Source organism: Massilia pinisoli, assembly GCF_024753285.1.
Lineage (GTDB): Bacteria > Pseudomonadota > Gammaproteobacteria > Burkholderiales > Burkholderiaceae_D > Telluria > Telluria pinisoli.
In genome coordinates this window covers 16,316-29,917 of sequence record NZ_JANUGW010000025.1, presented here as the reverse complement: position 1 = coordinate 29,917, position 13,602 = coordinate 16,316, and the positions used below count along the sequence as shown (strand labels likewise).

At 66.2% G+C, this 13,602-nt stretch carries 7 protein-coding genes; 1 reads left to right on the top strand and 6 read right to left on the bottom strand.

The features are described from left to right. Nucleotides 1-34: 34 nt before the first annotated feature. From NX784_RS24650 to NX784_RS24625, 6 genes are all read right to left on the bottom strand, one after another. Nucleotides 35-2,548 carry a TonB-dependent receptor plug domain-containing protein gene (locus NX784_RS24650; protein ID WP_258819328.1) on the bottom strand — a complete coding sequence of 838 codons (2,514 nt, stop codon included), beginning with the start codon at nucleotides 2,546-2,548 and terminating at the stop codon, nucleotides 35-37. 590 nt (nucleotides 2,549-3,138) lie between these two features. Then, nucleotides 3,139-3,636: a hypothetical protein gene (locus NX784_RS24645; protein WP_258819327.1), complete on the bottom strand. Its 498-nt coding sequence runs from the start codon at nucleotides 3,634-3,636 to the stop codon at nucleotides 3,139-3,141. Nucleotides 3,637-3,785: 149 nt separating this feature from the next. After that, a complete protein-coding gene (gene serB, locus NX784_RS24640; RefSeq protein WP_258819326.1) occupies nucleotides 3,786-4,634 on the bottom strand; it encodes a phosphoserine phosphatase SerB in 849 nt (282 codons plus the stop codon). A 13-nt stretch (nucleotides 4,635-4,647) separates the two neighbouring features. Further along, nucleotides 4,648-8,097: a transcription-repair coupling factor gene (gene mfd / locus NX784_RS24635; protein WP_258819325.1), complete on the bottom strand. Its 3,450-nt coding sequence runs from the start codon at nucleotides 8,095-8,097 to the stop codon at nucleotides 4,648-4,650. A 112-nt stretch (nucleotides 8,098-8,209) separates the two neighbouring features. Continuing rightward, nucleotides 8,210-8,515, bottom strand: a complete 306-nt coding sequence (locus NX784_RS24630; RefSeq protein WP_258819324.1) for a hypothetical protein — start codon at nucleotides 8,513-8,515, stop codon at nucleotides 8,210-8,212. 182 nt (nucleotides 8,516-8,697) lie between these two features. Further along, nucleotides 8,698-11,088: a penicillin-binding protein 1A gene (locus tag NX784_RS24625; protein WP_258819400.1), complete on the bottom strand. Its 2,391-nt coding sequence runs from the start codon at nucleotides 11,086-11,088 to the stop codon at nucleotides 8,698-8,700. A gap of 214 nt (nucleotides 11,089-11,302) precedes the next feature. On the opposite strand from NX784_RS24625, the gene NX784_RS24620 reads away from it, so the two are divergent. Beyond that, on the top strand, nucleotides 11,303-13,567 hold the full coding sequence (locus tag NX784_RS24620) for an OPT family oligopeptide transporter (protein ID WP_258819323.1): 2,265 nt from the start codon (nucleotides 11,303-11,305) through the stop codon (nucleotides 13,565-13,567). Nucleotides 13,568-13,602 lie beyond the last annotated feature (35 nt).

Below are 13,602 nucleotides of genomic sequence, written 5' to 3'. Positions count from 1 at the left end.
GCGCGCGCGGGACCGGCTGCATCACGTGACGGCGTTACAGGGCGACGTCGACGCGGGCATACCACGAGCGGCCGTTAATGCCGAACGGGCAGGTCTCCCAGCAGTACGTGAAGCCCAGTTGCGGGAACGGCGCGGCCTTCACCGGATCCCACTTGGTCGGGAACGTGTTGAAGATGTTGTTCGAACCGACGGTGATGCTGGTCGACTTGGTGAAGTTGTAGCGCGCGGTGGCGTCCACGATCCACTTCGCGTCCCAGGTCTGGACGAACGGGGCGGTGAAGCCCTGGCCCTGCACGGCGCCGTAGTAGTTGGCGCGCACGTTGCCGTTCCACTGGCCGTGCGTGTAGTCAGCCGCCAGCACGTGGTGCTGGCGCGGCTGGCCACGTTCGATCAAGGTGACCTGCGAATCGTCGAACAGCTGGGCGCCCGTCAGCACCGGGGAATCGGAGTGGCGGCCGGAGACGGTCGTGCGGTTGAAGTCGAGCTGCCCGGACAGCACGAGCGTGTTACCCGGCCAGCGCGTCGTGTGCTCGGCGACGATATCGAGACCCTTCGTCTGCGTGTCGATCGCGTTCGTGAAGAACTGCGCCTGGCCCACCTTCAGCGGATCGAGGATCGCCTTGATCGGGCACGCGGCCGCCGTTGCGCATGCGCCCGATTCCGGCGCGATGTTCGACGAGAACACGATGCGGTTGTCGATGTCGATACGCCACAGGTCGGCCGTCAGCGAGAAGTTCGAGGCGGGGCGCAGCACGACGCCGACGCTGGCGTTCTTCGACGTTTCCTGCTTCAGGTTCGGGATGCCGAAGGCCTTCGTGACGGCGCTGCCTTCGCGTGCCGTCAGCGTCTCCGTCAGCACGCCGGCGGCGTTCAGGTTGGTCGACACGGAGCTGTAGAACTTCTGCTGCACGCTGGGTGCGCGGAAGCCCGTCGACACCGTGCCGCGGAAGCCCACCTGGCGGCTCGGGTCATAGCGCATCGACAGCTTGCCCGTCGTCGTGCTGCCGAAGTCCGAGTATTTTTCCCAACGTGCGGCGGCGCCGATCAGCAGTTGCGGCGTGATGTTGTGCTCGACGTCGGCGTACAGCGCGATGTTGTGGCGCGCGTCGTCGACGGCGGTGGCGGGCGTGTAGCCGGGGAAGCCCTGCGTGCCCGATGCGGCGGCGCCGCCGGTCTGGTCCGTGATCACGACGGCCGGGTTGTTCGTGCGGCCGTACTGGTACGACACGGGGTCGCCCGCGTCGATCGCATAGCCGTCGCGGCGCCATTCGAAACCGGTGGCGAAGTTGACCTTGTTGCCTGCGATGTCGAGCGGGCCGCGCAGGTCGGCGTTGAACGTCGTCTGCTTGAATTTCAGCTTGCCGGTGTCGGCTTCCAGCGGCGACTCGGCGTAGATGCCGTCGCCCGGCTTCGGCTCGTACCAGTAGCTGACGTTGATCGTGTTCTTCTCGTGGAAATCGAGTTCGCTGCGGCCGTGGTTGACGGAGAAGTCGACCTTCCAGTCGTTCGCCAGGTCGCGGCGGTAGCCAACCGCGAGCGACGCATCCTTGACGGTCGTCCGGATGTTCGGGAGGAAGCCGTTCGGGTACACGGCCGGCACGTTGCGGCCGTCGCCGGCGGAGCGGAAGAAGCCTGCCGAATCGCCCGTGCGGTGCGACACGCCGCCGAACACGTACACCTCGCCCTCGCTGGAGACGGGGATCGCCGAGTTCCACCAGAAGTACTGGTCTTTCGCGAGACTGTCGCCGATGCGCTGGGTCACGCGCGGCGGCGTCACGCGCAGGGAGTCCTCGCCGGCGCGGTTCGTCTCGCCGCGGTAGCGCGCTTCGGCGGTCAGGTTGATGTAGCCGCCGTCGCCGATCGTCCAGCCCTTGTTGACGCTGCCCTGGCGCAGTTCACCGCCGCCTTCGGTCGTGCCGCCGACGGTGCCGGACAGCTGCGTTTCGTTGGTCTGGTTCTTCAGCACGATGTTGATCACGCCCGCGATCGCATCCGACCCGTATTGCGCAGCCGCGCCGTCGCGCAGCACTTCGATGCGCTGGATCGCGGACATCGGGATCGCGTTGATGTCCGTGCCGGCCGAGCCGCGGCCGATCGTCTGCTGCACGTTGACGAGCGCCTGCTGGTGGCGGCGCTTGCCGTTCACGAGGACGAGCAGCTGGTCCGGCCCGAGCGAGCGCAGGGTGGCGGGACGGATGATGTCGGTGCCGTCGCTGATGAACGTCGTCGAGAAGTTGAAGGACGGGTCGAGCGTCTGCAGCAGCTTGCCCAGTTCCACCGGGCCGGCCATCGCCATGTCCTTGGCGCCGATCAGGCCGACGGGCGCCGCCGAGTCCAGTGCCGTGCGCGCGGTCGAGCGCGAGCCGAGGACGACGACGGACGACATGCCGCCATCCTTGTCCGACTGCGCGGGTGCGGCGGCCGGTGCGGTGACGGCGGGAGCGGGATCGGACGGTGTGTCCTGGGACCAGGCGGGGACGAAAGCAAGGAACAGCGAGGAAGCGAGCAAGGTGCGGGTGAAGACGGGTACGGCGCGGTGTTGAGTCATCCTGAATCTCTCGTCGATAGTTGTCGTTGTGCGAACCTGGCTGCACCAGTTTGGTGCTGGGCGGCCGTGGTCCAGTGTAACGATCGCTCGACGGTATTCACAATCGTCACCTGTCTATACTGTTGTTAAATGGATGCATACATGACAATCTTGCTTGCTGATCTAGACGAAATACGGCTATTCTGGGGAAGATGCGAGCATTGTCGGCCTCTGGAATGCGATGTGTGAGCATGAGAATTCCTGATATGCATATATGCGGAATGTCACAATCTTGCCTGGTCTCAGATGCGCGGTGCATAGAATCGTGCCGTGGCGCTGTCGACGAGATCCACGGCCATCACCCCAACGAGCGGACCCTCGAATTCACTGTCAACAAGAACCAGGTCCCTGTCTCGCTCGGCTGCCGTCCGCAGTATTGGCAGCTGCCGAAGGGAAACGGGGCCGGCGAGATGTACCTGGTGTATGCACGCGATGGCAAGGTCCTCGGGACCAACCCTATCCCGATGGACCGGCAGGCCTTGAGCGGCCATGAGGAAGCGGCGTTCGTGCGCGGTCGCTGAACTGCCGCTTCCTTCGCCCTCGCTCGTTCGTCAGGCAGAAACGTCGATCGTGGCGCCAGGTGCCGGAGTCTGCGTGGCCGACGCGGACGCGCCATAAGTCAGCGCCGTGTCCTGCGTGCTGGCGGCGGCGGCGGCGGTGGAGGGGGCGGCCGCTTGTCCCTTGTGCCCGTGGTGGGGGCGGTGCGCGCCCTGGCTCGCGCCTGCCGCGTTTTTGCCATCGTCGCGCAGCTTGGCGAGCGCCTGTTTGGCCGCATCGGCATCGCCGCTGTCGAGCGCCTTGCCGAGCGCCGCGATGTCCTGGTCGCGCTGGCTCGTGCCTGTCGTCGCGCCGGTCGTCGACGACGATGCCGTGCCGGCACGCTGGCGGTCTTTCTCGAGGGCGTCGAACGCGGTCTTGGCGCTCGTCAGGTCGCCGCTGTCGATACCGTCGACGAGGGCTTTCATCGCGCGGCCGCGCGACATGCCGTCGGTCGTCGTCGAAGACGTTTGCTGGTAAGTCTGGCTGGTGGAAACTGCGGATACGGCCATGGTCTTCTCCTGTCAAATGAATGGCGGCACCGACGGCGTCGATGCGTCGGGCGCCATGCATTTAACGTCATGGCTCGGTGAAGCTGTTGGGTATGGCCGGCGCTTTTACCTGGCTTTACATGGATTGCAGACTGTCCATGCTCGGGCAATCATCCCAGGACGGCCAACACCCCATCCAGCCCCGAGAAATTCAGCGCGACGTCGGCCTGCGCCCGCACGACGGGCTTGGCGCGGAACGCCACGGACAGTCCCGACACGCCCATCATCCTGAGGTCGTTCGCGCCGTCGCCCATGACGATGGCCTGCTTCGTGGCGATGCCCAGCTCCGCGCACACGCGTTCCACGGTGCGCTTCTTTTCTTCCGCATCGACGATGCCGCCGACGACTTTACCGGTCAGCACGCCGCCCGCCGCTTCCAGCACGTTCGCGTGCGTGTAGTCGAGGCCGAGGCGCGTCTTGAGGCGCTCCGTGAAGAACGTGAAGCCGCCCGACACGAGCAGCGTCTTCAGGCCCGCGGCCTGCACGGCCTGCAGCATCGCTTCGCCGCCCAGCGAGATGCGCAGGCGCTCTTCGTACACGCGTTCCAGTGCGGACGTCGGCAAGCCTTCCAGCAGCGCGACGCGGCGCGTGAGGCTTTCCGCGAAATCGAGCTCGCCGCGCATCGCCGCTTCCGTGATCGCCGACACTTCGGCCTTCAGGCCCTGCATGTCCGCGATCTCGTCGATGCATTCGATAGTGATCAAGGTGGAGTCCATGTCCATCGCGACGAGCTTGAAGTCGGCCAAGGTGAGGTCCGCATCGACGAACGTCGCGTCGATGCCGGCGCCGTGGGCCGCGTTCTCGACTTGCGCCTTCAGTTCCGGCGTGAAGTCGAAGCCGTCGCAGCGCAGCGCGTGCGCGTGCAGTTCGGTGGTGCGTGCCGGGCGGGCGAGGGCAGCGATCTGTGCGAGTGCGGGCTGGGTGGCCCCAGGGCCCTGGAGGACGAGCTTCTTGGACATGGTGTGTTGTGTGTTAAGCGAGGAGTTGTTTGATGGTCTGCTTGACCTGGTTCACGCGCGCCGCCAGGTCCGGCATGGTGGCCGTGATGCGCAGCTTGTCCTGGCCGGCCAGCTTCACCTGGCGGTTCTTCTGGATCAAGGTGATGATCTTGATCGGGTCGATGGGCGGCTTTTCCATGAACTGCAGGCTGGCGGCATCCGCGTGCGCGTCGATCTTGACGATGCCGACGGCCTTCGCGGCGATCCGCAGGCGGTGCGTCTCGATCAGCGCCTTGACCGCATCCGGCAGCTTCCCGAAGCGGTCGATCAGCTCTTCCTGCATGTCGTCGATGCGGCCCTGGTCTTCGCAGTTCGCGAGGCGTTTATAGATCGACAGGCGCTCGTGCACGTCGCCGCAGAAGTCGGCCGGCAGCAGCGCGGGCACGTGCAGGTTGATTTCCGTCGTCGACGACAGCGGCGCGCTCATGTCCGGCTCGCGGCCTGCCTTCAGCGCCTTCACGGCTTCGTTCAGCATGTCGGAGTACAGTTGGAAGCCCACTTCCAGCATCTCGCCCGACTGGTTTTCGCCCAGCACCTCGCCGGCGCCGCGGATTTCCAGGTCGTGCATGGCGAGGTAGAAGCCGCTGCCCAGTTCTTCCATCGCCTGGATCGCGTCGAGCCGGCGCTGCGCCTGTTTCGAGAGTCCGAGCACGTCGTTCACGAGCAGGTAGGCATAGGCCTGGTGGTGGGAACGGCCCACGCGGCCGCGCAGCTGGTGCAGCTGGGCGAGGCCGAACTTGTCGGCGCGGTGCATGATGATCGTGTTCGCCGTCGGCACGTCGATGCCCGTCTCGATGATCGTCGTGCACAGCAGGATGTTGTAGCGCTGCGCGACGAAATCGCGCATGACTTTTTCCAGGTCGCGCTCGTGCATCTGGCCGTGTGCGACGGCGATGCGCGCTTCCGGCAGCAGCTCGCGCAGCATCGCGAGCCGGTTCTCGATGGTCTCGACTTCGTTGTGCAGGAAGTAGATCTGGCCGCCCCGTTTCAGTTCGCGCAAACAGGCTTCGCGGATGACGGAGCCGTCCTCGCCGCGCACGAACGTCTTGATCGCGAGGCGCTTCTGCGGCGCCGTCGCGATCACGGAAAAGTCGCGCAAGCCTTCCAGCGCCATGCCCAGGGTGCGCGGGATCGGCGTGGCGGTCAAGGTGAGCACGTCGACCTCGGCGCGCAAGGCCTTCAGCGCTTCCTTCTGGCGCACGCCGAAGCGGTGCTCCTCGTCGATGATGACGAGCCCCAGGCGCGTGAACTTCACGTCCGGCGACAGCAGTTTATGCGTGCCGATCACGATGTCGACGGTGCCGTCGGCCATTCCCTTGATCGCGTTGTTGATCTCCTTGCCGGTACGGAAGCGCGACAGCTCCGCGATCCGCACGGGCCAGTCGGCGAAGCGGTCGGAGAACGTCTGCGCGTGCTGCTCCGCCAGCAGCGTGGTCGGCGCGAGGATCGCGACCTGCTTGCCGCCCATGACGGCGATGAACGCGGCACGCAGCGCGACTTCCGTCTTGCCGAAGCCGACGTCGCCGCACACGAGGCGGTCCATCGGCCGGCCCGACGTCATGTCCTGCATGACGGCGGCGATGGCTGCGCGCTGGTCCGGCGTCTCGTCGAAGCCGAAGCTCTGGGCGAAGTTCTCGTAGTCGGTGGCGGAATATTCGAACGCGTGGCCCTGGCGCGCGGCCCGGCGGGCGTACAGGTTGAGGAGTTCCGCCGCCGTGTCGCGCACCTGTTCCGCCGCCTTGCGCTTGGCCTTGTCCCACTGGCCCGAGCCCAGCGTGTGCAGCGGCGCATCGTCCGGCGAAGCGCCCGAGTAGCGCGAGATCACGTGCAGCTGCGATACCGGCACATAAAGCTTGGACTCTTTAGCGTATTCGAGGTGCAGGAATTCCGTCTCGCCTTCGCCCAGGTCCATGCTGACGAGGCCCAGGTAGCGGCCGATGCCGTGGTTGATGTGCACGACGGGATCGCCGATCTTCAGCTCGGACAGGTCGCGCACCATCGACTCGACCTGCGAGCCCGCTTCCTGTTTCTTCTTGCCGGCGCGGCGGCCGGAGCCGGCGTACAGCTCCGTCTCCGTGATGAACACGAGGTGGCCCGCGCGTTCCTCCATCAGCTCGAAGCCGGCCTGCAGCGGCGCGACACCAAGCACGACCTTCGCATCCGACGCGCGCAGGCCGTCGAAGCCTTCGACGGGGCCGAGGTCGAACTTGTATTCGTTGAAGTATTGCTGCAGGGTCTCGCGTCGGCCCGCCGATTCCGCGCAGATCATCACGCGCTTGCCGGCCGCTTGCATGAGGTAGGAACGCAGGTTCGCGAGCGGATCGTCGAGGCGGCGGTTCACCGCGATGTCGGGGATGGGTGCAGAGAGTTCGGAAGCGCCCGCGCCCGCGTCGCGCGCGATGGCCCAGCGGCCGTGGGGCTTGGCCCGCACGAAGAAGTCCTCGGTGCCGAGGAAGATCTCCTTCGGTTCCAGGATCGGGCGGTCGCGGTCCGTCTTGAGGAATTTGTAGCGCGATTCCGTGTCGGTCCAGAAGCGCTGGATGGATGCTTCGATGTCGCCGACCAGGGCAAGCGATGCGTCGTCCGGGAGGTAGTCGAACAGGGTGGCCGTCTCGTCGAAGAACAGCGGCAGATAATATTCGATGCCCGCGGACGCGATGCCGTTGCCGATGTCGCGGTAGATCGGCTGGCGCGACGGGTCGCCTTCGAAGCGTTCGCGCCAGCGGCCGCGGAATGCGCTGCGCGCTTGTTCGTCCATCGGGAACTCGCGGCCCGGCAGCAGGCGCACTTCCTTGACGGGGTACAGCGAGCGCTGCGTGTCGGCGTCGAACGTGCGGATCGTCTCGATCTCGTCGCCGAACAGGTCGAGGCGGTACGGCAGCGCGGAGCCCATCGGGAACAGGTCGATCAGGCCGCCGCGCACGGAATATTCGCCCGGCGACATCACCTGCGTCACGTGCGTGTAGCCGGCGAGCGTCAGCTGCGCCTTGAGCTTCGCCTCGTCCAGGTGCTCGCCCTGGCGGAAGAAGAACGTGTACGCGGCGAGGAACGCGGGCGGCGCGAGGCGCACGAGCGCGGTCGTCGCAGGCACGACGAGAACGTCGCACTGGCCATTGCGGATTTCGTGCAAGGTCGCGAGGCGTTCCGAGACGAGGTCCTGGTGCGGCGAGAACGCGTCGTATGGGAGGGTCTCCCAATCGGGCAGCAAGTGGCACGACAGCTTGCCGTCCGCGAACCACGGGATTTCATCGAGCAGGCGCTGGCCGTCGCTGGCGTTCGCGACGATCACGGTCAGCATCTGCTTCTTGTCTTTCAGCGCAAGGGCGGCGACGGCGAGCGAATAGGCATCGGACGAGCCATGCAACTGGGGCAGGGCGAAACGGGTTCCGGGTTTGGGTAGGTGCTTGGAGAGATCGAAGGGCATTGACGCTGTGCGGTTCGGGATCGTCAGGACGAGCGTCCATTATAGTCGAACAACGTCACGGTTGCCCTGCGCTGGGCAGGCCGTCCGGCCCCGGTCGGCCGGACGGCGGCGATCAGTGATTGCCGGTGGTCTGCGCCGGTGCGGGGTTGGTGCCCTGGCCGGTCGCGTCCGAGTTGCCGGTGCCGACGGCGGAGGTGCCGGTCGGCGCATTGCTCGACGTACCGGACGCGCCGTTACCCGAGGTGCCCATGGTGCCGGATTCCGACGTGCCCGTCGCGCTCGACCCCGAGCTGCTGCCGCTGGACGTGGTGCCCGACGAGGAGCTGCCGGTCGCGTCGCTGTGGGTGCCGGTCGAGCTGCATGCCGCCAGGCCGAAGGCCATCAGGCCGCCGATGATAAGGGCTTGGTACTTTTTCATGTTGACTCCTTTGTAAAAAGTGACGCCATCATGGAGGCTGCGATGCCCTTTCGAAATAGGATGAATTCGTACAGAGATGTAGGACTGGACGGACGATCTCTTGAATTTGTGGCAATGCGGTTGGCGGTTCGCTAATGAAAAACGGGCCGCACGCGGCGGCCCGTCGGGGGAGAATCAAACCGTCAGAACAGCGTGTTCGACGGCTGCTGTTGCTGGGGTTGCGGCTGCTGCGGCGGCGTACCGGGCGGCGTACCGGGCGGCGTACCCGGCGGCGTGCCTTCGGCCGGCGGCGCTGCGTTCGGATCGGGCGCCTGGTCGAGGTCGATGCTGTTCAAGGTCGGCGTCTCGGCGAATTCCGCGTAGACCCAGTCGTCGTTCTCGCGCACGACGCCCTCCGGCTGCGGACGCTCGTCCTGCGGCGGCTTCTTCGCCAGCGCCACGCGCATGTAGTCGATCCAGATCGGCAGCGCGACGGTGGCGCCGAATTCCTTCCCGCCCAGCGATTTCGGATCGTCGTAGCCCATCCACGCGACGGCGACCACGTTGCCGCCATAGCCGGAGAACCAGCCGTCCATCGCGTCGCTCGTCGTGCCGGTCTTGCCTGCGATGTCCGTGCGGCCGAGGGCCTTCGTCGCTTCCGCGCCCGTGCCGTAGCGCGTCACGTCGCGCAGCATGCTGTCCGTGATGAAGGCGTTGCGCGGATCGAGCACGCGCTGCTCGTCCGTGTGCTCGGCGGCGGGCTTGGTCTCGGCGATGACCTTGCCGTCGGCATCCTCGATGCGCGCGATCAGGTACGGTTGCACGCGGTAGCCGCCGTTCGCGAAGACGGCGTAGGCGCCCGCCATCTGCAGCGGCGTCACGGCGCCCGTGCCAAGTGCCAACGTGTAGTTGTTCGGCTGGCGGTCGAGGTCGAAGCCGAACTTCGCGATGAATTCATGCGCGTACGGCACCGTGATCGCGCGCAGCAGGCGCACGGACGGCACGTTCTTCGACAGGGCCAGCGCGCGGCGCAACGTGATCGGGCCGTCGTACTTGTTGTCGTCGTTCTGCGGCGACCACGTCTTGCCCGCGTCTTCGCCCGGCATGTCGAGCGGCGCGTCGAGGATGCGCGTGCCCGGCGAATACCCCTTGTCGATGGCGGCCGAATAGATGAACGACTTCATGCCGGAACCGGGCTGGCGCCATGCCTGCGTCACGTGGTTGAATTTCTGGAAGTTGTAATCGAAGCCGCCGACCAGCGCGTGATAGGCGCCCGTATCGGCATCGATGGCGACGAACGCCGCCGCCACCGCCGGCACCTGCGTCACGCTCCAGTTGCCTTTCGCGTCTTTCGCCACGCGGATGATGGCGCCCGGCGTCAATCGCATCTTTTCCTTGGCGCTGGACGACAGGCCCGCCTGCGCGAATTTCAGGCCGGCGCCCGTGAGGTCGACCGTGTCGCCATCGACCGTTTCCACGCGCACCGTCTTGCCCGTCGCGGACAGCACGACGGCCGGGATCAGGCCATCGCTGACGGGCCGTTTGCCGAGCACCTCGTTGATCGCGTCTTCGCGCTCGGTCGGATCGGTCGGCAGCTCCATGCGGTCTTCCGGACCGCGCCAGCCGTGGCGCTGGTCGTAGGTCAGCACGTTGCGGCGCACGGATGCGTAGGCGGCGTCCTGCTCGGGCTTCAGGATCGTCGTGTAGACCTTGATGCCTTTCGTGTACGCGTCTTCCTTGTACTGGTTGTACACGGCCTGGCGCGCCAGTTCGGCCACGTATTCCGCGTGCGTGCCGAATTCCTGCGCGCCGCGCGTGTTGACGCGCAGCGGCTCGGTCAGCGCCTTCTGGTACTGCTCTTCCGTGATGTAGTCCAGCGCGCGCATGCGGCCCAGCACCGCGTGCTGGCGCTCGCGCGCCCGCTTCGGATTCGCGACCGGGTTGTGGCGCGCCGGGTTCTGCGGCAGGCCCGCCAGCATCGCCATCTCGGCGACGGACAGTTGGTCCAGCGTCTTGTTGAAATAGATGCGCGCGGCGCTCGAGAAGCCGTATGCGCGCTGGCCCAGGTAGATCTGGTTCATGTACAGCTCGAGGATCTCGTCCTTCGACAGCGCGGCCTCGATCTTGTACGCGAGCGCGACCTCGTTGATCTTGCGCGTCAGCTTCTTTTCGCGCGACAGGAAGAAGTTGCGCGCCACCTGCATCGTGATCGTCGACGCGCCGCCCGCGCCGAAGCCGCCGCGCAGGTTCGAGCCGACGGCGCCCATCGCGCGCTTCCAGTCGATCGCGCCGTGCTCGTAGAAGCGCGCGTCCTCGATGGCGAGCAGCGATTTCTTCATCAGGTCGGGGATCTTCTTGATCGGCACGAAATCGCGATGCTCTTCGCCGAACTCGCCGATGAGGACGTTGTCTGCCGTGTAGACGCGCAGCGGAATCTTGGGCCGGTAGTCGGTGACGGCGTCCAGCGGCGGCACATTCGGCAGCACGCGGAGCACGATGTAGCCGGCGACACCGGCGATGAACAGGACAATGATTGCGGCCAGGACGGCCAGTGCCGGGATCAGGAAGCCGCGCTGGCGGCGGGCGCGCGGCATTGCCGGCTTGCGGGTAGTTGCCAAAACTGAACTCTCTTGATGCGGGTCCGAAAACCCGTTGGAGGCCGTAAGTACGGGCGAAGAAAGGGAAACTGCGCAAATTATAATCCGCTTTTCTTCCACTACGGCATGTGAGATAGTCACGCTTTCGAGGCCTGCGCGGCGATCCCGGCAGTCCTGTTTGACAATACCCCGCCTGAAGGACACCCCGCTCATGCCGTACGACCCCAGCCCGCCCAACGTCAAGCCCTACATCCCGGCGTCCGCGCAGCTGCCCGAACTGACCTGGCGCGCGCTCATCATGGGCACCGTGCTCGGCATGGTCTTCGGTGCCTCCTCGCTGTACCTCGTGCTGAAAGTGGGCCTCACCGTCAGCGCATCGATCCCTGTCGCCGTCATCGCGATCACCCTGTTCGGCCTCGCCAAGAAGGTGGGCGGACGCGAATCGACGATCCTCGAGAACAGCATCACGCAGACGGCCGGCTCGGCCGGCGAATCGATCGCGTTCGGCCTCGGCGTCACGATGCCCGCCATCATGATCCTCGGCTTCGACCTGGAGATCTCGCGCGTCATGCTCGTCGGCGTGCTGGGTGGGCTGCTGGGCATCCTCATGATGATCCCCATGCGCCGCACGATGATCGTCGACCAGCACCGCGAACTGAAATACCCGGAAGGCACGGCGTGCGCCGAGGTGCTGAAGGCCGCGGCGACGGAGACGTCGCGCGAAGCCGCGGGCGAAGTGCGCGACGCCGATTCCGACGAGGCGAAGGAAGCGCGCATGCGCGCCTTCATCATCTTCGGCGGCTTTGGCCTCGGCTTGCTGTACAAGGTCCTCAACATCTCGCTGAAGCTGTGGAAGGACACCGTCAACTTCGTGTTCGACGCGCCGCTGAAGGCCGGTTCGGCCGGTGCCGAGATCTCGCCCGAGCTGCTCGGCGTGGGCTACATCATCGGCCCGCGCATCGCGATGATCATGGCGGGCGGCGGCGTGCTGTCGTACCTCCTGTTGATCCCGATGATCAAGTTTTTCGGCGACGCGCTGACGGTGCCGGTGGCGCCGGGCACGATGCTGATCCGCGACATGAGCCCGGACGACGTGCGCAGCGCGTACGTGCTGTACATCGGCGCGGGCGCCGTCGCGGCGGGCGGCCTGATCTCGCTCGTGCGCTCGTTGCCCACGATCTGGAACGGCTTGAAGGGCGGACTGGCAGGGATCGGGAAAAATGCGGGCAAGGCGTCGGCCGTCGACGCGCCGCTGCGCACCGAACAGGACATCCCGCTGAAATGGGTCGTCATCGGGTGCCTGGGCATCATCGCCGTCATCACGTTCGCCACGCCGCTGCACATGAACGTGCTGGGCGCGCTCTTGATCCTCGTGTTCGGCTTCCTGTTCTCGACCGTGTCGTCGCGGCTGACGGGCGAGGTGGGCTCGTCGTCGAACCCGATCTCCGGCATGGCCGTCGCCACGTTGCTGTTCACGTGCCTGATCTTCCTCGTGATGGGCTGGACGGGCGGGCGCTACTACGTGACGGCGCTGTCCGTCGGCGCCATCGTCTGCATCGCCGCGAGCAATGCGGGCACGACGTCGCAAGACCTCAAGACGGGCTTCCTCGTCGGCTCCACGCCGCGGCTGCAGCAGTACGCGATCCTGGTCGGCGCGTTGGCATCCGCCCTGATCCTGGGCCCGATCCTGTTGAAGTTGAACGAGGCGGGCACCGTGTACGTGCCGGCCGCGCAGGTGGCGCCGCACGTGACGACGGATGCGTCCCGGCTGACGGACACGATGCAGCTGCAAGGCCCGCAGGCCGCCAGCGACCACGCCACGTACAAGGTCTGGCAAAAGACCGACACGACGGGCGGCCCGGCCGGCAAATACCTCGTGCGCGCCGACGGTACGCTCGCCTACCTTGTCGACCCCGGCATCAACGGCCAGTTCCACACGCGCCCGGACGGCTCCGAAGTCAAGAAATACGACGCGCCGAAGGCCGTGCTGATGTCCTACATCATCAAGGGCATCCTCGACCACCAGCTGCCGTGGACCTTGGTGCTGTTCGGCGTGATGGTGGCCGTCGTGCTGGAGATGTCCGGCGTCGCGTCGCTCGCGTTCACGGTGGGCGTGTACCTGCCGCTCGTGTCCACGTTGCCGATCGCGATCGGCGGCATCATCCGCTGGCTCGTCGACCGCCGCAACAACACGCTGCCGCAGTACAGCGGCCTGTGCGCGGACGAGATGCAGGCCGCGGGCGACCGCAGCTCCGGCACCTTGCTCGCGTCGGGTTATATCGCAGGCGGCGCGTTGGCGGGCATCATCATCGCCATCACGGCCGGCGTGATGACGGACTTCGACAACGCGATGAACAAGTGGGCCGAGGCGATGAATCCGTTCTTCGCGGGCGCCAGCTCGGATCTGCTGTCGATCCTTCCGTATGCCGCCATCTGCGTGCTGCTGTACGTTGTCGGGCGGGAGAAGGCACGGTAGGGTGGACGGGTTTCCCGTGCACGCGTTCAGCAGAC

Bases quoted from the DNA above. Each gene is read 5' to 3' on its own strand.
- NX784_RS24650 (WP_258819328.1), bottom strand. From the start codon at position 2,548: ATGACTCAACACCGCGCCGTACCCGTCTTCACCCGCACCTTGCTCGCT.
- NX784_RS24645 (WP_258819327.1), bottom strand. From the start codon at position 3,636: ATGGCCGTATCCGCAGTTTCCACCAGCCAGACTTACCAGCAAACGTCT.
- serB (WP_258819326.1), bottom strand. From the start codon at position 4,634: ATGTCCAAGAAGCTCGTCCTCCAGGGCCCTGGGGCCACCCAGCCCGCA.
- mfd (WP_258819325.1), bottom strand. From the start codon at position 8,097: ATGCCCTTCGATCTCTCCAAGCACCTACCCAAACCCGGAACCCGTTTC.
- NX784_RS24630 (WP_258819324.1), bottom strand. From the start codon at position 8,515: ATGAAAAAGTACCAAGCCCTTATCATCGGCGGCCTGATGGCCTTCGGC.
- NX784_RS24625 (WP_258819400.1), bottom strand. From the start codon at position 11,088: ATGCCGCGCGCCCGCCGCCAGCGCGGCTTCCTGATCCCGGCACTGGCC.
- NX784_RS24620 (WP_258819323.1), top strand. From the start codon at position 11,303: ATGCCGTACGACCCCAGCCCGCCCAACGTCAAGCCCTACATCCCGGCG.